General features: G+C 57.5%; 1 protein-coding gene. It reads left to right on the forward strand.

Annotated elements, in window-relative coordinates; translation table 11 throughout:
- Nucleotides 1-24,142 (forward strand): hypothetical protein (locus HYT79_10390; GenBank protein ID MBI2070992.1); only part of this gene is annotated, 24,142 nt, incomplete at its 5' end.
- Nucleotides 24,143-24,192: the final 50 nt, after the last annotated feature.

Genomic DNA, 24,192 nt, shown 5'->3' on the forward strand with positions numbered 1-24,192 from the left:
CAATGACTCGGGCGTGGGCGTGGCCACGGTGACGGTGTCGATCGGGAAGAATTCGGCGTTGACCGGCTCGTTGTGCTACAACCCGTCGGCGTCGAATTTTACGGCGGCTTGTCCCAATTACTTCCCGGCGGGCTCCTCGGTGGACAATTGGACGGTTGCGGGCGTCAATTGGGAGACGGGATTCCGCTACTACATCATCGCGCGGTCTTCGGATAATGCCAATAACTTCCAACAGGCGGCGGACTTCGCGGTGGGGGTGTCCTCCTTGTCGTTTACCTTCGACAATAACCCCCCTACTTCTCTGGTGACTTCGATTTCAAGCGGCAGCTTTTATCGATTTGCGGATTCCATCAACGGCACGTTCGCGGATACCGGCAATGTTTCCTTCGTTGATTTAGTGGAAATCGAAATCCGAGATTTCGGCGCCAATTTGATTGAAGACGGGGGGGATACCTTTTGGGGGGGGTCGAGTTTTCTGGGCTCCTCCTCTTGGGTTGCGGTCAACTTTACCCCGGCCATATCGGGTTCCTGGTCGTATTCCTCCGTGCCCAATTGGGATTCCGCCAGAAAATACCGCGTCAGCGTCCGGGCCATCGACCGCGCCGGCAATCAGGAAGCCTTTAACGCGGGTCCCATTTTCACCATGGACCGGTCGTCGCCGACCGCCGAACTGACTCAGCCGACCGCCGGTTCCGGCTGGCGCTATTTCCCGTCCCTTCAAGGCACGGCTTCGGACGGTTTGGCCTCGACGGATGCCGGGATTATTTATTCGACCAACGTTCAAGTCGCGATCCAGCGCCAGGATAACTTAAATTGCTGGAACAACGCGGCTTGGGATTCGACACCCGGTTGCCATCCTCTGTGGAGAAGCGCCAGCTTCGTGGGCGGTTCTTCAGGCACCTGGAGCTATGCCTCGGTGCCTACGGGCGCTGATGCGCCGACCGGCGTGCGCTACCTTTTTCAGACGCGCGCCATCGACAATACTTTGCCTGCGCCGGGCAATGTCCAGGCTGTTTTCGGCGTCGGCGTTTCCTCGGGTATTTTCTACATTGACAATGCTTCGGGGACGGCCACCGTCGGTTTCCCGGCGAACGGTAGCCAACGCAATGCCTTGACCTTAACCTCCGGCACCATCACGGATGATTTTTCAGGAGTTTTTGAGGCCGTCCTGCGCATCAGCACCATGACCGGAACCGGACCATCCTCTTATTGGACCGGCTCGCAATGGATCGCCACCAGCTCCGAGGTATTCCAGCAAGCCGCGTCAACCGGCGTTCTTTCCTCCACCTGGGGCTATACCAATTTGCCCGGCGCCTGGGGCGTTCCCGGAACTACCGTGACCATCGACGTGCGCGCCAAGGACATGGCCGGCAACACGGAAAACACGGCTTATCAATCCCGATGGATTTACGACACTCAGGCACCTGCGTCTGCGGTGGCAACGCCTGATCAAGACAATAAATATTATTCGCCCGCCGTCTTCTTGAACAATATTTTAGGCACGGCCAACGAACAACCGTCACACGCCTATGCCAAAGTCGGTGAAGTACAATTGCGCATCCAGCGTTCCGAGGACAGTTTCTGTTGGACCGGATCGAGCTGGACCCAGACATCGGGCGATTGCGCGTCAACCTGGATTTCCTCTTCAGGCTGGAACGCGGGTTCCGTCAATTGGTCTTTCGGCAAAGCCACCTCCTGCGGCGGGGATTGGTGCGACAATTTCCGTTATGACCTGCATGTTCGGGCCCAGGATAAAACCGCGCCTAATGCCAATTTGGCCCAACAAACCACGCGTTATTTCACCTACGATTCTTCTTTGCCTACGGCCGATTTGGCCGAACCCAATTCAACCTTCGAGGACGCTGGAACATTCCCCGGGAACATCACCGGCACGGCCTCCGACGGCAATAATGCCCGCCGTTCAAAGGTGTACAGCGTGGAGGTGGCGATCAGGAATCCGGCTACGGGACCTGACGGTTGGTGGAACGGCGCCGGCGCTTTCGATGTGACCGACGGCAACTGCGATCCGGATGATGTGGGCGGCTGCTGGATTGCGGCTTCGACCTCGGCGGAAGCGGGTTGCCCGACTTGCCGCGTGGATTGGACATTCACCTCGACACCGACCTGGACCAGCGGGCAATCGTACCGGGTCAAAATACGGGTGAAAGATGTAGCGGGAAATACGGCTTCGATTATCACCAGGGATTTCACCTATGACGTTTCCGGAGTGCCGGGCGTGGGGGTGACGCTGCCTGTTAATGACGGCAAGTATAAATCAGGGGTCATCGCCAATATTTCGGGAACAGCTTCGGATGCATTTCAGGTCGTTACCGCCTCCATTTCCATTCGTGAACACGTGGATGTCAACCCCGGGAAATATTGCTGGAGCGTCGGCGCTTCCACGTTCAACGTGGCGAGCGTCGCCGACGACGGCATGGGCGTGGAAGGCTGCCCGCTGTCCGCGTGGTACCCGGCCACGCTTTCAGGCAGCGCTCCCAACTATACATGGACTTATCCCATGGTGGCTTTGCAGGATCATTATAAGTACGAAGTCAAAGCCCGAGTCATCGATCAAGAGGGCAAACGGAATCAAACGTCGTTCATCTTGATGACCTACGATATCACGGCCCCGACCTCCACCGTGCGCTCGCCGGTCAGCGGGTCTTTCTTGTCCACGTTGACGCAAATCACGGGCACGGCCTCCGATTTTGGGCCGTTTGAGTCCGGCATCGCGGGCGGCGGCGGCGCGCAAATCGCGATTTTCGGGCCGGATGAGAACGGCATTGCGGATAAATGGTGGCAAACGGACAATACCTGGTCAGCGTCTCATGCCGCTCCTGCTCAGGAGCAGGATTGGCTGCCGGCAACATGGAACGGCACGGATTGGACAAAATCCAGCAATTTGCCGCCCGCCAACAAGCTGTATCAGGGCGGCGTGTACACGGTTTATGCCCGCGGTTTTGACGTGGCGCGCAACACGCAGACGGCATTGGCCAACCCCATCACCTTCACCTGGGATGCCGCCGGCCCGAACATCAATATCACGACGCCGACGTCGGCCTCGGAAAAAGTTTACAGCTCGATCCCTGAAATCGGCGGCACGGCCCAGGACACGAAAAATATCAGCCAGGTGCAATACCGCATCAAACGTCCCGGCGCCAATTATTGGGTCTCGGGCGGCGATTTCACCGGCGGGCCAAATACCTGGCATGTAGCCAGCGGTACCATCAACTCAGGCGCTTTGTTGAATTGGTCCACGGGGTATTTGCCGGCTTGGGCGGAGTTAAGCAACAATGCTTGGGAAATCAACGCCCGGGCGCGCGACGATGCCGGCAATTATTCGGCAACTTATACCACCACCACGTTCCGTTTCGACACCACGCCGCCGGTGTCCGTGACGACCAACGTCGTGGAAGGCTCCACCGTGGCTTCCTATACGATTTTGCGCGGCACGGGCACCGAAGCCAACGGCTTGGCGACTACCGAGGGCGATTTCTTTAAAATTCGCATTTTTGATTTGACGGCGAATTCCTGTTTCGACGGTTTGGGCGGCTGGTCGGGAGGCTGCCCCGGCGGCGGATTCATCGACGTGCCGGTGAGTTCCGTCGCGGTCTTCACCTCAAGTTACGCCTGGCAATACGGCCATGCCACGATCAGCAATAATACGGCTTGGACCAGCGGCAACACGTATAAGATCAATATCAAAGCCCGCGACACGGCCACACCGGCCAATTATGAGAACGTTTTCGCCACCAGGACGTTTATTTTCGACGCCGCGCTGCCGACCTCGGCGTCCACCAGGCCGCTGGCCGCAAGTTACTGGAAAGCGGCGAATTTGGGCTCGATCAAGGGCACGGCTTCCGACGCCACGGCCGGCGTGGATGAAACCGATCCTGCCGGACCCAACCCCACGACCTGGGGCGTGCAATTTTCGATTTTGGAAACGGAGTCGAATAATTGGTTCAGCGGTTCGACCTTTACCTCGGCTAGCCAGGTTTTAGTGGGCGTGGATACGTACACGTATTTCGGGAACAACCTCGAGTGGAGCTACACGATTCTAAATCCTGACCAGAAATTCAAAAACGGGTATCACTACAATATCAGGGTCATCGCCCGCGACCGGGCCAATAACGCCCAGAGCACGAACACCGTTTCCGTCGCCGGGTTTTTGGTGGACGACACCAAACCCACGACCAGCCTAACCGATCCGGACAATCCGGATTTGACGAAATTCGACAATTTCGTCATGGCCGGCCAAGCCAGCGATCCCGAACCCACGCCTGATCCCGACGGCGGCGCGACCAACGCCTCGGGCTTGACTGGCGCCGCAGCCATTGAAGTTTTGATTTTAAGAGATGAGGATGACAACGGCACTGCGGACGCCGGGGATTATTATTGGGATCAAGCCGCCACCACTTGGACGCTGACCGGGGGCGGTGAAAAGTGGAATCAGGTGACGACTTACAACAGCGGCACCCAGGAGTGGACGTTCTCCGGTACGGTTTGCGACAATGACACGGAACGCTTAAACAACACCTGCTGGGTGCGCGGCAAATGGTATCGCTTGAAAACCCGCGCCACGGACAGGGCCGTTAACCAGGAAACCCCGGCTTCCACGGGCTTGCGCATGCGCGTGGCCGCCAACGCGGATCACTTTGTGATCAAAACCGACACGGGCCCTTATACGGCCGGAACAGCGCAGACTGTTGAAGTGCGCGCCCATGACTCGTTACACGCGATCGCCGCGGCTTATACCGGACAAATTCGTTTTGAAACTAATGACCCCAACAGCCCGGAGGTCTCAGGCGGGGATTTGCCGGCCAATGTTACTTTTGACGCCAGCGACAACGGCGTTAAATCGGGCATTACGGGTTTGCGATTGACGATGGCCGGCACACGCAATATCCGCGTTGAGGACACGCAGACCTCCACCATTAACTCAGACGCCGGCGCCTTTGAGAGTGACCTGCCCATTATGGTCACCTCGGGTACGGCCAACAAGATTTTGGTCCTTGTTGTTCCGGACATGACATACCGTCCGGGTTGCGTTACGGTCAACACCAAGTGTACGACGGCTAACGGCCGCACGGAATCAGTCTCCGCCAAAACAGCCGGGGTGGGATTTAATGTCCGAGTGATCGCTACGGACGCTTTTTTCAACAAAGCTTCCTCCGAGCCCGTGGTTAATTTGACGAGTTCTGATCCCAATGATACGGATACCGGCAATACCACGATTACCAACGGCGACCGGACTTATTCCATCACATTGGAAAGCAAGGGCGGTTCAGTCTCGCAGCCCAGTCCGCCGCCTGCGGCGCGCACTGTTTCCGCTACCGGCGCAGGCACGGCGGGGGCTTATAACACGACGCCCGGCATAACGGTCAGGGCTAATCCCAGCAGCGCGACAAAGAAGATTTTAATGCTGATGCCCGGTGAGAATCCAAGCCCGGGGAGCAATTCAGGCAAAACAAGCGATGCGCCCACGGCCTGGACCGCGGGTTCCACGCGAACGGTCACGGTTTTCGCGGCTGATGAGTTTTTCAACCCTTATGATCCGGCGGACTTGGGCTCTTACCCGAGCGTTTGGATTGAGACGAGGGATGATATCTATGACACCGAGCCTGCGACCAATACGCTTACCAACGGGACGACGACCTACGATGTGACCTTGTTTATCGCTTCAACGCAGTATTTGACGGTGACGGATGGGGCCGCCGGTTACCAGGATTATGATTTCAGCATCACGGGCTCGACCTATGTCACGGTCAATCCTGCGGCCGCCAAAAAGCTTCAAATTTTAATGCCCGGAGAAACGGTCAAGCCCGGCAAGCCGCCTTATGATGAAAATCCGAGCACCGGCGGCAAAGACAATAGCCCCTCTCTCATGACCGCAGGCACAACCGTTCAAGCAACCATCAATTGCGTGGACCGTTTCTTCAACCGCGTGACCTCATGCAACCCCACGGTTAATGTGGAGTTCGCCGGAGCCAATACCTCGGAAGACGATGATAATGGCGAATTCGCCAATAAAGCCTTGGTCAACGGAACTAACAGTTTTTCCATCCGTTTCCTGGCTTCCGGTTGGCAGGGAGGCGGCTCCATGGGTTCGTCAAGAACCGTAACCGCCTCGGAAATCGGCACAAGCTGCGCCGGCGTGGCTTGCGTCCAGGATATCCGTCGCCCCGCCGCCAAACCCGGCGCCGCCAATAGGCTTCAAGTCGTCGTTCGGCCGGGCACGGTGAGCTGCCCATCGGCCGGTACCATCGATCAATTGGAACGGCCGGGCACGGGCACGGGTTTTGAGCCGGGCTGTGACGTTAATGCCGGCGGCAATAAGACGGCGGGCGGTGGATTCACGGTCAGGATCAACGGCACGGATGAATTTTTCAACCGAAGGAATTATCCGGGCGAAGAAGACAGCCGCAATATCAGAATTATCACCACTGATCCGCACGACACGGAGAACGACGGCTCTTCCTGGTCGTCCATTCCTTTAGGCAGCCGCGGCGTGCCCGCTTCCTTGGATATCACGGTGACGCCCAAGCAGTCCACGACCTCGTTGAAAATTGAGGCCCAGGACATCAGCGGCATCAATCCGCAATTGAGCACGGCGGCGGCCGCCGGCGTGCTCGTCGATCCGGGCAACGCGACCAAGCTGCACATTGTCATGGATTGCGGCTCCGGCTGCGGCGAAAAATTAGAACAAGGCTCAGGTGTTTCCGGAACCCCGCCGGCGGTGACCGCCGGCACGCGCATGGGGCTTAAAGTGTATGTGGTCGACAATGATTTCAACAAAGTTAATGTGAGCACATCAGCCGTTCTGGTGGAATCTGCGGACGGCACGGATTTTGACGTGGCCGCAGCCACCAAAGCGATCGCTTCGGGCCAGGCGGTTTGGAATCCGGACGTGGACGGCCCCATTATTTTCAACGCCAGGTCCGGCGCCGAATTAAAGGCTACCTTGGTCGATCCCTCGACCTTGGTGCCGCTGCCCGGCGCTTACAGCAGCGATCCGGAAAGCTCGCCGTTTACGGTCGGGGCCGCGGCCTTCGCTAAATTGATCGCCCGTTTTGCTGAGCAGGGGCACAAGCCCGGACAACCCGATGACCCGTCGAACCCCTTGGGAGCGAACGGCTTTAATTGTCTTTTTAATGTGAATCGCTGCGGCAAGAACCAGGCGGACACCATCGGTGCCAAATTCGCCGGCGTTTCTTATCAAATCGAAGTGTTGGCCACGGACAGTTATTACAACATCGTTTCAACCAACCCATCCGTTGATTTGACTCCCAGCGATGCGCCCTCCGTGGTCAATGAAGTAATTGAAGATTTTCCCGTTCAAGCGCTGGAAAACGGCGCAACCATGTATAACGTCATTTTCAAAGTCGCGGATTCCGGGCGCTTCGTGACGCCGAGCCATACGGGCGGCGACATCGCGGGGTATCGTTCGGGAGACGTCTCGATCAATCCCGAATCAACGCCCAAAAAACTCGTGCTGTTGCTGCCGGGCGAATGTTTGGCGCCGGGTTCGGGCGCGGGCAAGGTGGGTGCCCCCGATGAAAACGGCATCCCGGACGACGGCACGGACGGCTGCACCACCGGCAACGGCGATGGGGACCAGAATTTCATCACCAGTAAGGACGTCCGTTATAAAGTCCGGCTGACCGATACTTTCTTCAATCCCAAGGCCGCGGATGCGGGGGATTTGATGCTGCGCATTACCTCCACTGATCCTAACGACACCTCGGATGATCCCAAAGTAGGCGCAAGCATTAAAATCACCAACGGCCAAAGCACTTTTGATTCAAATACCAACCCCTCGTCGTTCCATTGGAATTTTATGACTTCTTCCGGGACCCCGCCATCCGGAGGTTGGACGCTAAGCGCGCAAAAAGAATCGGGAACCACTTGCCCGACTTGCGTCACCAACACATCGCCCAAGTTGGCCGTGGATCCTGATTTAAATTGCGTAACCGGTTCCTGCAGCCTTCTGATGCAAATCACGCCGCAAACATTCACCGAAGGCGTGGGTTTGGTCGGTTCCCCGGGCGCGCAGCGCGCGGGCACGCAATTCCAGGCGACGATCCGCGCCGTGGACCCCAGCTACAACACCTTGACGTCCGGGGCTAATTCGGCGCCGACCGTTCGTTTCGAGGTTTTGGAAGGCGCGGGCGCGGCTCAGGAATCCGATCCGGCCAATATCGCGTTGACCAACGGCTTGGGCGTTCAGGACTTCACTCTTTATTTTGCGACGGACACGGTGCGATTGTCCGTCGACAACGTGGGCGGCTATGATTTTGTGGGCGGAACGACCCCGGTGTTGACCGTCAATGCCTCGGACTTTTTCAGATTCCATGTTGTTCTGCCCGGGGAAACCTATCAAGCCGCCAAAACGCCTTTTGACGGAACCGGCGGAAAAACAGGGAATCCGTCGACCCGGGTCGCCGGCAACACGTTCCCGATCGAGGTGAGGGCCACGGACCGCTATTACAATAGGGTATCGACCAATGCCAGCGTCACGGTGATTACGGATGATCTCTATGACACCGCTTCTTACGGACCCCAAACCCTCTCCCAAGGCTTAAGCGTATTTAATATCACCCCGAAAACCTCGACTGAAACCGCGCCGAGTCCAAACCGGGCCATTGCCCGTTGCGCTAATCAGGCTGATTGCGTGACTTACAGCATCACCTACGGTTCCTCCAGTCATATCCCGGTCAATTCTTCGGCGCCGGTGGCGTTATTGGCCCGGGTGCCCGGGGAATCCTTTGTTCCCGGTGATGTGGGTTCAGGCGGCAAAACAGGCCCGCAGGATCCGCAAACGGTCGGTTCTTCTTTCACCGTCACGGTTCGGCTTGTCGACCAATTCTTCAACCGTGTGCCCAGCCCATCGCCCGCGCCCACGGTGCAATTGTCCGCGGATGATCCCTATGCCATTATTCCGGGCAATCAGGTTTTATCCACGGGTGAAGGCCTGTTCAACAATTTCTATTTTCGAAAGGCCGATGCCGTTGGATGGAAGATTTACGCCTCGACCGCGTCCGGCAGCGCGCTGACGACGGTTTCTTCGTCCACGGTCAACCCGGTCGTGTCCAATGCCACGACCACCGCAAGGCTGCTGGTGGTGATGCCCGGAGAAAATTACGACCCCGGCAATGAATCGGGCGGCGGCAAAGCAAATCCGCCGCAAAGCCCCAACGCGGCTTCGATCTATCAGGTGACGGTGCGCGCCGTGGACCGTTTCTATAACCCGAAATCCACGGATACCGCGGTTTTCGTGGAAACAACCGATCCCTATGACGTTCATCCCGCAACCGTCAATCTTTCCGGCGGTACCACCACCTTCGACGTGATTTTCCAGTCGGCTACGGATGACCCGGATGCGCCGCGCGGCCCCTGGACCATCCGCTCGGCCACGGCTTCGGCCTCGGATATGACGGCCTATGTTTCGGGCAATATCAACGTCGGCGCCGGATCGCCGGTGAAGCTTCTGGTTCTGCCGCCGGGCGTTGTCCATGAACCGGGAACCACGTCCGGATTCATTCAGAGCGCCTCGACGCAAATCGCCGGAGCCACGTTTAATTTGACGGTCAAAGTCGTCGACCAATTCAACAACAGAAAAATCAACGCTCCGGCTACGATCAAAATCGTTTCAAACGATCCTCATGACGAGATGGCGGCATTGTCGCCCTTGGCGACCACCACGGGCACAGCCACGTTTTCCAATGCCGTTCTTCGCACGGGCAACAGGAAATCCGACGGCGTGCCCGCGGCCTCGCCCGACGGCTGGTTGATCACGGCATCGACCTCCGGCGGCACATTTTATGCCAACGGTATTTCTACCGCCGTGCCGGTCAGCGGCGCGCCGGCGACGCGCTTGATGGTGCTGATGCCGGGCGAAGTTTTAGACGAGGGCAATGTGGCCACCGGCGGCAAAAATTCCTCCAACCCGCCTGATCAACTCAGGGCCGGCTCGACCTACACGATCACGGCTTACGGGGTGGATAATTCCTATAACGTCGACGCCGCCACGTCGGCTTTCATCCAAATCGATTTTAACCCGGCCGGGTGGGCCTATGATGACGCCTTTGCCACGGCCACGGCCGTTAATCGCGAGCTTATTTCCGGCACCACCAATTTCGATCTCTCCTTCCGGGTCGGGGAATCCACGACCACAGGCGGATTCAAGGATTCGCGCGTCGTCGTTTTGTCCACGTCCAATGCCTTGACTCAGGTGGAGTCCTCTTCGGTGAGCGTCGCTTTTAAATCCGCGGCCAAGCTCCAAATTCTTGTTCCTTCAAACGAGACAATTTTGCCCGGCAAACCTCCTTACGATTCAGGGCTTTCCGGCGGAGGCAACGGGCTTTCCGCGGGCGGCAAGTCGCAGAATCCTCCGGGCTCGCCGCCGAATGTCATCGCCACCAAGAATGCGGGCGTGGAGTTTGATGTGGCGGTTCGCGTGGTTGATGAATATTGGAATAAAGTCTCCACCCACGCGGTTAATCTCGAGATGACCAGTCAAGACCCGGTGGACGGCCCTGATCCCAAGAATTTCGCGTTCACCGGTTCGACGACGACCAAATGGACGTTCCAGCGGGCCAAGTCCACGGGCTGGAAAATTTCCGCCAGAGATATCACGGACGTGTTGTTTATCGCCACGTCGCCGGCGATTTCGGTGCCGGCCGGCGCCGCCACGAAACTTCAAGTGCTGCTCCCCGGTGAAACGTGGAACGAGGATAGTCCAACCGGCAAAATCGGCTCGCCGCTGCCGTGGACCGCAGGCGTCACCAGCCAGGTCGTGGTCAATGCGGTCGACGATTTCTGGAATATCGCCAGCGTGGACTCCAGCATCATACGCTTGACCCCCAACGACCCCTATGCCCAAGGCATCGGTTTGGGTTCAAGCGGAAATTTCCAGACTCGCACGCTCCAGTCGGGCACCACCACTTACGAATTCATTTTAAAACGGGCCACAAGCACGGCCGGCGGCGGCGGGGCGCGTTTTTCGGTTGACGAGCAGGCGGACGGCAATCCCTTGAGCAATCCCTCCACCACCTCGGCTTATTTCCAGGTGGATCCGTCATCGGCCGTCAAACTCCAAGTGTTGCCGCCCAACCTCGTTGTTGATGAGGGCAGCCCGACCGGTTATTCGGGTACGGTATCGACTCAAACGGCCGGCGGCGGGTTCCCGGTCATCGTGCGCGCGGTGGATAATTTTTTCAATTTGGTCAACGCCGAGTCCCGTCAGGTTTTTGTCGAAACCGCCGATCCCTATGACATTCACCCATCCACGCTTCAATTGCTTTCCGGCACGACGGGTTTTACGGTGGCCATGATCAGCGAGTCCACGTGGACATTGACGGCGCGCGACACCATGCCTGTGTCCACGCAATTGCTCGCGGCTTCGACTCAAGTCTATGTCGGTCCCGGCACGCCGGCGAAGTTCTTGGTCGTTTTGCCCGGCGAAAGCCTTGAACAGGGCAAATGTGATATCAGCGGCCTTTGCCAGGTTATCGTCGGCACCGTCGGGCGGACGGGAATCGTGGATTTTGACGCCGTTGGAAACGGCGTCCAAAGCGCCACGGCGTCGGTTACCGGCGGCGATGTCAACGGCAATTGGGATTTTCAGACCAAAGTGTATTTAACCGACATCTTCAACAACAGGGTCAAATCTCATCCGGGTGCTGTTGTGCGTCTGCGTTCCCCGAACGATCCTTATGATACCGAGGAGGGCGCCGGCGAACCCTCGCCGAACAATCCCCAGGGTTTGACTCAAGGGTTGGCGACATTCACCTTGTCTTTGCGCACCGCGGCCACGGGTCAGTATTTGCGCGCCGAAGAAGAATCCACATCCAACGGCTATGCCACTCACAATTCTTCGACCTTTACCGTGATCGCCAATCAACCGGCCAGCATGGTCGTGGTTTTGCCTAACGAGGCGCAAACCAACGGTAAGGGGACGGCTCCGGTGGGCAAGAGCACGGCCACCGCTCCTGTGTTTATTTCCACGGTGGGCAATTGTTATACCGCCGGTCTTTATGTGACCGATTCTTATTACAACTGGGTTGCGGCGTTCAGCGGCGCCACCATCACCATGACCACCCCGGATGACGCCTTCGACGTCAATCCCGGCACTTTTGCGGTCCAGGGAGGCTCGGCGACGGTTTCCGGCATTTGCCCCAGGCGCGCCAGGAACACGGATGATTCCTTGTTGACCACGGCCAGGGTTTTGGCCGAAGATTTAGATGGTTCCGCCCCGGCTTTAACCTGCACCGGAAACTGTTATTCGTCGAATTTTACGGTTAAGCCCGGCCCGGCTTCCCGTTTGGAAGCCAGGGATTTTGCGCAGACGCCCGGCCCCGGTTCCTCCAGCGGCAAAACAGGCAATCCCGGCTCAAAAACAGCCGGAACTCCCTTTAACGTCGAGGCGCGCGTGACCGACGCTTATTGGAATCTGGTTGAAAACTCCAACGGCATCCGCGTGCGTATTCAAACCTCCGATCCCAATGACGTGGAGCCCGCCACCCAAACCGTGACCACGACGCTGAATTTTGCGTTGAACTTGAAGCGCGCGGCCACGGATCACGTGATCAGCATTTTGGACGAGGACAATAACCCCGGCATCGAGGATGCGAACACCGGCCCTGCGCCGATTCAAAGTTATGTCAAAGTTACTTCCTTGACCGTCAACGCCGGGTCCGCGGACCGGATCATCCTGATTCATTACCCCAATCAAACCTTGAATCAAGGCGCCACAAACTACGCCACCGCGCGTTCCGGGGCCGCGCCCGCGAGAACCGCAGGAGCGTCGTTTGGCGTGCGTGTGTATTTGACGGACGTCAACTTCAATATCGTCAAAGGCGTCAGGGACGGCGACCCGGTCACGGTCACGGCGCCGAACGATCCTTACGGCGCTTCCCCCGGGTTCACCGGAACGCTTGACGCCAGCCAGGGATTCGCCACGGTATCGAGCGTGGAATTGAGAAAATCCACGGCCCAGTACCTGGAAGCCGCGATTTCACCGGCGACTTTGCCAGGATTCAACTCAGATTCGCTGGCGTCCGGCACCAATCCTTCTAATTTTACGGTTAATGCCGGCGCCCGTCAGGGCTTGCAGGCTTTAATGCCTTGGGAAACAGAGGATCCCGGCCGGGGCAATTATCCTGCGGGCGGCAAAATCGTGGGTTCCACGTCCACGCTCGCCAGCCCCAGCCTGTTTGCGGGCGTACCCTTTACGGTTAAAACGCGCGCCGTGGATCAATATTTCAACACCGTGGATAATACGGCCGGCGGTTGGGTTTGCCCGGGTAGCGAGCCTTGCCCCGACGTTTATTTGGAAACGTCCGATCCTTACGATGTCCAGCCCGCCACCATCAGCTTGAACGCGGACGGCACGCGCAATGTGACCGTAACCTTGGTTTCACGGCGCGCCGATCACACGATTTTTGCCAGCGTGGCGGATAATCCCGGCGGCGCGCCCTTCCCGGGCGGCAACCTGACGCCCAATCTAGCGAATCAAACGACCAACTTTTTCGTCGAGTCTTCGGCCCCGGCGCGTTTGATGGTGTTGCTGCCGGGCGAGTTCGAGGTGGAGGGAAAATGCGATACGGGCGGCATTTGTCAGGCGGCTTCATTGCCCGGAAAAACAGGGGCGCCCAATAATTTTACGGCCGGGGCTTCGACTCAGGTTCGCGTCCATATGGTGGACGCCTATTACAATCGTGTTCGCGAGGCCGGCTCCCAGCCGACGGTGAGGCTGGAAACCCCGAATGATCCGCTTGATTTGACGGAGTCATTGACGCCGCAGGTGATGGCCGGCGGCCAGGCGTTCTTTACCATGTCCCCGCGCAAGGCTGATCTGGCTTATACGGTCGGTTCAACGATGACGGTCACGCCGGTGAACATTTCTTCGGCGGTCAGCGCGGCTTGGAAAGTTTACTCGGGTCAAATCCATCACCTTCATTTTGATACCGATACCAACCCCGTCTCAACCGGAACAGTCGGCGCCATGGCCGCTTGGAGCCCGTCGATGACCGCCGGCGCCAATTTGGCCGCGCGCATAACGGCTCATGACAGTTTCCATAACATAACCTCCACAGGCCCCAATATTTATCTGGGCACGGTCACGATTACGGCCGAGACATTCACCAATTCCATCCAGAATCCGGAATTTCCTTGCTGCGGTGAAATCGTGCCCGGAATCAGCGACGATTTAAACTTCTTGGCTTCGGACGCCGGCTCAAAATACGTAGCCGATCTCGTGCGGTTGAAGAAAGCGGGGACGCGCTGGGTCAAAGTCGAGGATCAAGGCGATTCCTCCGTTCATACCCAGTTGGCCACGTATTCCAATCAGCCGGCCATCACTGTCAGCCCCGGGGTGCCCAGCGCGGTTCAGGTGACCACGCAATCGGCTTCAGGCTCCACGATCGTGGCTCCCGACGGGCATACCCCGGACACCTTGGACATTGAAATCGGCGCCGGCAACAATACCAGTCCGCCGGGCAGCTTGGGGCGCGGCAATTTAAAGGGTCAGATGGTGGATCAGTTCTTAAATGCCGCCACTCTTGCGGGCACGACCATCTACATCCAGTTGGTCGCGATCACCAGCCAAACGAGTTCAACCGGCGGCGAAATCCGCTTCGATCAAAGCGGCGCGTTTTTGAACGCGGGCCTGTCGACCACCGCGGTGACGGATGCCACGGGCCAAGTCGGGGTCTCTACGCCCATTTGGTATTTCTCCTACCGCAAGGTCAATGATGCGGCCCGCGTATGGATGGGCACCATGACCGCGCCGAGCGATTTGAGCACGTATATTTCTAATGAAACCAATATCAGCCGTAAATTTTCTTCCATCGGCGGCACCCCGACCAAATTTATTTTTACGTCCACGCCTTCGGCTGCCGTCGAGGTCGATGGGGCGGCCAATTACACGGTGCAGCGCCGTGATGATTTCGACAATGCCACGACCAACGGGATAACCACGGTTAATCTGGATATCCCGGCCGCGGAAATCACCGTGCACACCAACAACGGTTTCACCAAAGCCACCTCCGGCAACCCGGCCGGCAATTATTACGGTTTCCGCGACGAGGGCAATAATAATTTCATCAACTCGCGCACCATCCCTCTTTATCAAACCACGGTCAATTTCATTTACCGGGATAAAATGAGCGCCACCCCGACGGGCGAAGACGGGCGCGGCGGCTTCTGGACCATCGAGGCCAAGCAATCGGGTATTTTAACCGCGAGCCATCAGCTTGTGGTCAATCCCAAACCCGTCACCAAGCTGGCTTTTGACACGGCCAAACGCACGCTCAAGGCCGGCACGCCCAGGGACTTTCAAACGGATACGGCTCAGGTGCTCGAAGTTGAGTTGCGCGACACATTCGAAAACCCAACGCCCGCCACTTATACGGTCGTGGCTCAGCTGACCTCCGTGCGCAATCCTTCGGGCGCTCTGGATGCGTACAGCTTCTCGCGTTCCTCGGCCTTGGTCAGCGAATCGTATCCTCCGGCTCAGGCCCCGGCCTTCGCCCAGAGCGTGACGACGCTGACCTTCAATGCCACCGAACATTACGCCACGTTTTATTATTTGGACACCAACGCGTCGTTTGCTTACGGCGCCTCATCCACGACGCGGCCCGAAATTCGGGTTTCCGTCGCAGATCAGCCGACCTGGACCACCGGCGCTCAATCCGTGGAAATCCGTTCGGCGCCCACGACGAAGATTAATTTATTGAATCCGACCAGGACGTTGTTAGCCGGCGCCACCAGCCAGAGTTTCGACGTGGGGTTGACCGACGCTTACAATAACATCACGCCGAATCCCAATGCCGGCGATATTATTATCGACGCCAAGACGAATTCCACCGGAACGGTTTATTTTTCTTGGCCCACGCCGGGCGCCAATCCCAAACAGATGACGGTTCCGGACACATTCGTCCCGGACGTGGCCCGTATCGCGCCCAATCAATCGAGCACGACGCTCTACCTCTATGACACAATCGTGCGCGTATCCACCTTGAGCGTGGATTCCGCGGGCTCGGGTTGGCAGGTCGCGGTTCAAACCTATAGCGTGACGCCCGGACCGCCGACTCAATTGGTGTACACGACGCCGGCGAGGCGCTTGGTGGCCGGCACCACGACTCAATATCAGGTCTTAAACGACAATGGGACGCCCGGAAATCCCGCGGATGACCCGCGCGCCTCCGTTGCCGCGCCCGTGACCGTGATTTTGAAAGACGCCTTCGGCAATATCACCTCGGGCACGGGCGCGGTCAACGTGGATTTCTTCTCGACCAATTCGTCGAATTTGCGCGCGGGGGTTGACCCCACGAAAACCGTTCAAGACAGCGCGGATTGGACTCAAATCGGGGTGGGGCAGAATATTTTAACCGTGGTCATCCCCGCGGCCCAGAGCCAGGCCACGGTTTATCTCTGGGACACCCAGTCCGGCACCACGACATTGCGCACCCGGGCCATCCGTTGGGACAATGCCCAACTGCCGTTCGCGGATCAGAATCAATACATCACGCCCAATAAGGCGCATCACTTCACTTTGCATCATAACTTTACCCTGTCCAATCCGTTGAAGGTCGGCCCGCCGGGGGGCTTTTTGGAGGGGGCGGGTTCCATCGACTGCGGTTTGTGCGTGCGCGACGTGTTCGGCAATATCGCCGCGGGCGACGTCACCAACGGCCAATATTACACGGGAAGCGTGACGTTTTCCCATTCCGGCACCACGAGCACGGTGACCTTGGTCGATAACACTTCCAACAACACCTATTACGCGTTCGTGCCCGGCGACGGCGGCAAATACAATTTGTTGAAGGTGAAGGATGATATTCAAGAGAACTTGAAAGTGTTCGCCAGCGATTACGCCACCATTACCTTGCCGGACACCGATCCCAATAAGATTTTCGGCTACACCAGCGACGCGCTGCGCGATATCGCCGCGCCGAAGTCAGCCGGGGATGTGATTACCGCGGGCATTGTGGTCGTCCCCACCGACTGGACGCCGGAGGCCGATGATCCCAACAGCCAGACGGTCAACGAATTCAAACAGAACTCGACTTACCTGGGTTCCCAAATTCAGGGGCGCACGAAAATTTTCCAAGGCGACGGCAATATCGAATCCGTGCCGTTTCCGATTCCCATGCTGGGAATGTCGCTGGCCGTTCAGCCGGCCGGTTCCAGCTTGAACGCCGTGTGGCGAACGCTTAAAGTCAAGAAAGTGGGCACGATCTCGGCCCAGGACGTGACCATGCTCGGGCTTTACGTCGACGACGGCAACAGCATTTTCCGCGGGGAATCGTCGTTGGGCGGCACCCCGGAGGATACCTACATCACCTCAGGCACTTGGTCCGACGCCGAAGGCGCTTGGACCTTCAACAATATCAACATCATTGCGCCGAGCGCGGCCAATTTAACCACCGTGGGCAAAACATTTTTCTTGGCGGCGCGCATTTCCACCACGGCCGTCACGCCGGTGACCATGGGCCTTCAAATCGATAGTCCGTCCTCGGTGATTTTAACCACGGATTCCGCGGCCGGCGTTTCCGCCAATAATTTCACCATCAGAACCGCGACCACGACGGTCGACCGCGCGCCGGCCGTCATTTTCGTCACCTATGACCAAACCAATTCCAGCGACAATATCGCGGGCTTTTATCAAGGCACGGGCGATCCCTTCGCCCTCCGGCATTCGACCGCGCCTCAAGGCGAGCCCAGAGTGGGCATGGTCAGAATCGGCATGTTCACCAAGGAACTGTCCGCGCTGCTCAACAATATCAAGGTTACCAGAATCGGCTCCGGCGCGGATTCCCACATCACCTCCGTGCGCCTGTTCTTGGACCAGGATAATCAGGGCAATCCGTTAGCCGGTAATAAAAAATTCGACCAGGGCATCGACCGGGAAATCACCAGTTTCTCAAGCCCCGTCACCTTTGCGGGCGGCTCAGCGATTTTGGATATCATCAATAAACAAACCAACGCTTTGATCGACACGAATACGCGTTATTTCTTCATCTCTTTTGAGATCAATCAATCCGCCCTGCCCAATTTTTCCAACGGCCTGACCATCGGCCCTGCGGATATCCGGCCTTTGGAAGGCAGCATGTCGCCTTACGCCACGATCGAGTCCTCGGAGGTGGTTACGGTCCCCACCACGGACGAGCTGCGCGTCAGAGACGTCAACGTCATTCCCGGCGGCGCCACGGAAGTCGTGCCGTCGACGGCCACGCAAGGCGATTTGAACGTGCCGGTGATGAAATTGACGTTCGGCACCCAGCAGCGGACCGCAGTGTGGCAGGGCTTGAAAATCGACCGTTGGTCTGCGATTTCGATCGGCGGTTTGAAGGCCAATAAAGTCGACGATGTGTCCAAAATCAAGATTTACTGGGACAAGGACAATAACGGGCTGTTCTCCTCGACCACGGACCAGTTGATCCTGGATTCAGCCAAGACTTATAAATTCCCGCAAGCCAAAATAGCCGGCACCACGCTGTTTGCCGCGGATACCTCGATTATCGTGGACAATATCACGAGCTTTTTCCCATCGGACGATATATTCCCGCAGGCGCCCGGCCGGCTGGTCATCGGCGACGACACGGGCACCGGTCCCAAGGAAGTGGTTACTTACACAGGGGTCGACCTTAACAATAATGTCTTTTTCGGCGTGTCCCGCTCCCAGGAAGGCACCACCGCGCCCGCCAACTGGTCCACGGGCACGGTCATTTCCGGCCAGGCCCGCGTCAGGATTAAGGGTGTGACCGAGGGCTTGGGCGGCGAGGAAATCGGCACCGCTGACAAGCATTATTTCATCGTCTATGACGTGGATTATTTGGCCAATGTGCATTCGCAAGCGCGCTTGGGCGCTGAAATGCGCGACCCTAATTACTTTTCATTGATTTCTCCGGATTTTATGGGCACGTTAAATATCGGATTGCCCCCGCCCGACGGCGCCGGGAAAACTGTTTCTTATGTGACGACGATTGGCGAGTTCTCCGACAAAATAACCGTTGTTTCGACGGGGACGCCGTTAACCATCGAACCGGTGCAGGGTACCCTGAACAACCCGGTGGGCGTGCTCCAAATCTCGGTGGACAAAGCCGATGCCTTGTGGCGCGGGTTGATCGTTAAGGCTACGGGCACGGCTTCGGCCAACGGCGTATTCAGCGAAGAAGTGACCATGGTCAAAATTTGGCGCGACAATACCACAGCCGGGAATCCTGGACAGCTCGATGCGGCCGTTGATGTGATGATCGGCACCGGAACATTCGGCTCCGCCGGCCAGCAGTTGGAAGCGCCGGTTCGATTTACCACGGCCGAGCGCCTGAGCGTGTCCCCCGCCATTTATTTCATCAGCTATGACATCTCGGATAATGCCGCGCCCCTGGACCCGGCCACTAAAGCGGCCCGGACCGTGGGCGTTGTCTTGGATGCGGCTTCCTATCCCCAAAATGTCAACGGCGTTGATGACCCGGCCACGGATTTGATCTCGGAGCCTAATATTTTGGCTTCGACGCAGCCTTTTACCGGCAATCTTCATAAATTGAAGGCTTCTCCGAGAAACGTTACCGTGATCCCCGCGCCGCTGTTTACCTCGGCTTCAGCCCGGTTCAATCCCAATAAACAATTGACCGCGGCCATCGGCGGTTCCAATGACACGATTTCGCTGGCCAATACCAATGATTTGCCGAGCTGCGGCATTTTAAAAATCGAAAGCGAAATCATCGCGTATTCCGGGATTACGCCCACCACGATCAACAATGTCGAGCGCGGACTTTACGGTTCGGAGGGCGTGACCCATGCGTCCACCACCGTGGTCGAACCTTACAGCGCCGTGTTCGAGGCGCCGACATTGACCCAGGCCATCACCGACCCAACCGATTCGGTTGTGCGCCTCAGCGACGCCCGAGGGTTCGCGCCTTGCGGCTATGCCACGATTTCCAAGGACGACACCACGGAAATGATTTATTACTCGAGCGTTTCCTTGGCCGCGAACATGCTTTCCGGCGTGATCCGGGGCCAATTCAGCAAGGCGGCGTCCAACCATGAGGTCGGCGAGCGCGTCGCTCCGGCCGTGACTCAAGGCGACGCCAAAATGGCGGTGCTGAAATTCACGGCCGTGTCTTCGGGCTTTGAAGTGCCGTGGAGCCAGGCTGTGATCGGGCGCACGGATATCGCGGGCGCTAATGACGCGGATTCGGATGTTTCCGAGGTTGCCATTTACAAGGATAACGGCGACGGGGTTTTAAACAGAAATCCCGACGGCACCATCGCTCCGTTTACAGACACGGTGCTGGGAACGGCCGAATTCGGCACGCTGTTATCCGGCCAGGCGACGGTGAATTTATCCGAGGGCGGCCAGGCATTCACCGTGATCGGCACCAATATATCCACGTATTTCATGGTTCTTTCCATCGATCCCGCGTCCCAATTTTCACACGACTCCGCGCTCAATAAAAACGAAGTCATCGGCGCCGAATTAAAAGACATGATTTTCGACGGCGATCACGGCGAAACCCTCGTTGTCCGGCCGATTACCCCCAATTACGTGATCCGCCCGACCGTGGACGAATTAATCGTCGATGATGCGGCGTTGAATCCCGCGGAAGAAGTGCAAACCAAGAAAAACGTCCCCATGATGAGGCTGACCGTCAACGCCAATCACAATACCGTAATTCTGGACTCGTTGACGCTGGACCTGCTTTCCGAAGCCGGAGGCGTGGGCTCGGATGTGTTCGCGGTCAAGATTTGGCAGAACGTGGGCGCGGACGCTTTCGACGCCGAAGACACCACGCAAACCGCTCAAGGTATTTTCCCCAATTTATTATCCCAGGGCGGCGACACGTTTATCGAAGGCCGTTCCTTGGTCAAATTCAAAACGCCGCTGGTAGTCGGGGTGACGCCGGTGAAGCTGGTCATCACCTACGATGTTTCGGAATTCGCTTCGCCCGGGCATCGCATCGGCGTTCAATTGTCATCGGCCGCCATGGCGGGCGCCCAAATTCCCGACGCGGTCAAGGCCGCCCCCAATCGCAGCTTCCCTATGAAAAGCGGATTTATGACCATCAAGGACGTGGCCAGCAAGGTGACGTTGGGCGTTTTTGACCAAACCAACGAGCTCTTGGCCCTAGGAGGCGTGTTCCAGGCTCAAACCATGGCCTCGGTGTTGCGCTTCAACATGAAAACGGATATCGCCAATGCCACTTGGCAGACCTTGGTCGTGGAGCGCACCGGCTCCTCATCCGATCCCCTAAGGCCGTTCGGCTCCAATCGCGATGTGCGCTTTGTCAAGATTTATAAAGACATCAACGTCAACGATGTCCTGGATACCAACGATATCGTGGTTTCCTCAAGCAAAACCACCGGCTTGGCGAGCGTTTCCTCGTTCACGGCCGTGCCCTTTAACCTGCCCGTCTCTTCAACGCAGAATTGGCCCACCAGCGGCTTGGTCATGGTCAGCGATTCCGAGTTGATGAAGTATTCCGACATTATTGTCGATATCGGGGCTTCGACCGGATCGCTGAGGATTATCGAGCGCGCCATGCGCTTAGGCGATGCCAATACCCCGTCCATTGCGCATTCCACGGGCACGTCGGTGGAAAAAGTGGACACGTTCGATCAATTAAATGAGAATGACCGGGTCCGGCAAGTGACGCTCACATTCCCGCAACTGCTGTCCCCTGTGCCGCAAGTATATTTCCTGGCTTATGATATCGGCGAAGCCGCGTACACCGGCGACAGTTTGGGCGTCAAAATCAATGCCGTGACCTCCATCGGTTTGGCCCAGCCCAATTTGGCCCAGCCAAAAACCGTGGACGCGGTGATCAACAATAATATCACCCGTTCCGCGCCTTTGGGCCAAGGAGCCACGGTTTCTTATCCTTATGAAACAGGCAAGGTTACCATCAACGCCGTGAGCATGAAAATTACCGGCTTGTCCTTGGCGCCGGCCGGAGCCAAACCCGGCCTGACCTCCGTGCCTTTGCTGCAATTGAACCTTTCCGTGTCCAAGAATTATATGGATATCGGCGCGATTCGCATCAATCAGACAGGCACCGTGGATGAGCCCGGCAGAAGCGTCAACCCTGGCCTGGATCAAGTCGAAGGCCGCGGCGATTTTTCTCAAATCGCGGTTTATCTGGACACGGACGGCAATCAAACCTTCACCACATCCGGCGATTTATTGATCGGCAAGGTCAAATATTGGGCCGATGCCTCCAGCACCACCGCCAATCCTGATTTCACCAATGGTTTGGCGGTGATCGATTTCAATGTTGAAGGCAAACCCAGGCTGCGGGTCACGCCGATTGCCAGCACGATTTTCTTGGTCGGCGATATCGGGGCCTTTGACAGCGCGGGCTGCCCTACCATCGGCGCTCAGGCCGCCGGCGGCGCGCCGGGCAGTTGCAAAGCATCAGGGCATCAGGTCGGCGTCCGGATCGATTCCATCGCCGATCTTTTGGTGCCCGGCCGTTCCGGCAATATTTCGGTGGTAGAAGACCCGTTCGAGAAACTGCCTTACAATTCAGGGTTGACCTTGATCAGCCCTGAAGTGATCCCGCCCGTCAACCTGATCCCGGCTATTCTCATCGCGTCGGATGGGTACCCGGCCTACGCCAAACTCGATTCTTCGGGGACCGTTATTCTCGACAGCCAAGGATTTCCGGAGCCGGATTTATCCCGCCGCGTTGTTGACGGCGGCGAACCCTTGATTGATTTGGACACGGATAACAAAGGCGACAACTTTGATTTCAACCGTGACGGTAAAAGGCAAGAACTTGATTTAGACGGCGACGGCTTGCCGGACACGGATATTGACGGCGACACCCTATTGGATGTGGATTACAACGATGACGGCGTGCCCGATACCGCGGAAAGCGTGGGCGGCACGCCGCAGATATTCTTAAGGCGCTTGGACGGGTCCAAAGTGCCCATGCTCGATCAAGGCTTCGCCAAAACCGCTTGGGCCGGGAAAACAACCGAGGTGTATGGGTCTTGGCCGAAGGTCAGCAATGTGACTCAGTACCAGGCGGCCTTGGGCCGGGATTACAAGAATCCCAATTTGTTGCGCACGTGGGACTCGGCGCAGACGGACAATAAGAAAACCTTGACCGGCATTACCTTGGCCGTGCCCAAGGTGACTCGTTTATTGGAGGAAATCAATCAATCAGCCAGCACCATTACCGTGGTGTCCACGGACGGTTTCTTGGAGAACGGACGTCTTTATATCGGCAGCGAAATCATTGAAATATCCAAGAAACTGGGCAACGATCAATTCGCGGTTAAAACGCGCGGCGTGGGCGGCTCCATTGCCCAGAATCATTTGCCGGGAGAATTAGTCAGCGATCAAGCGTTCCTTTATTCCGTGCGCGCCGAGTCCACCCAGGGAGGCGCGTTCATTCCTTCCTTAGCCGGGCGCCCGTTGTTGATGCTGAGAACCGATCCCACGGCGCCGACTGTTCCCGGATCTCCTAAAGCCGAATTGGCTTCAGGCCAAAGCGCTTCTTCATTCCCCTTATCGTGGGAGGCCAGCGATGATCCCGAGAGCCGCGCCTTCTATTACGAAATCCAGGAGCGCATGGACACTAATCCCGTTTGGAAAACCATCGCTTTGATCCCCGCGCGGCGCACCGGTGGCGCCATCAATAATCGCATAACCGTCGGGGATCCGAGTTCAAAGACTTTGGGCTATGCCGCGGCCGACGCGCCGCGCGAATCCGGCCACTTTTACACCTATCGCGTCAGGGCTTACAACACCGCGGGCGTGGCCTCGTCTTGGTCGGGCGAATCTGCGGCCGCTTCATCGGGGCAGATCAGCGAAGTGGTCAAAAACGTGTCCAATTACCCCAACCCGGTGGACACCCGCCAAGGCGGATTCACCACCGTCACTTATATGCTGGGCGCGGATTCCGACGTCACCATCACGATTTACGATCTCCTGGGCTATAAGGTGCGGGAATGGCATTTCAACCCGGGTGATGCCGCCGGCGGCCGCTCCGGCCCCAATTTCCTCAAATGGTTCGGGGACACGGACGGCGGCGAAAAAGTTTCCAAGGGCGGTTATATCGTCAAAATCGAAGTGAAATCCTCCAAGGGCTCTCAGACGATCATCAGAAAGGTGGGCATTATCCATTGATTGTTGCTGATGACTTGGGCCTTGCGCCGCCGAAGGAGGAGCCCTACACT

The sequence above is a fragment of the Elusimicrobiota bacterium genome (assembly GCA_016180815.1).
Taxonomy (GTDB): Bacteria; Elusimicrobiota; Elusimicrobia; order JACQPE01; family JACQPE01; genus JACPAN01.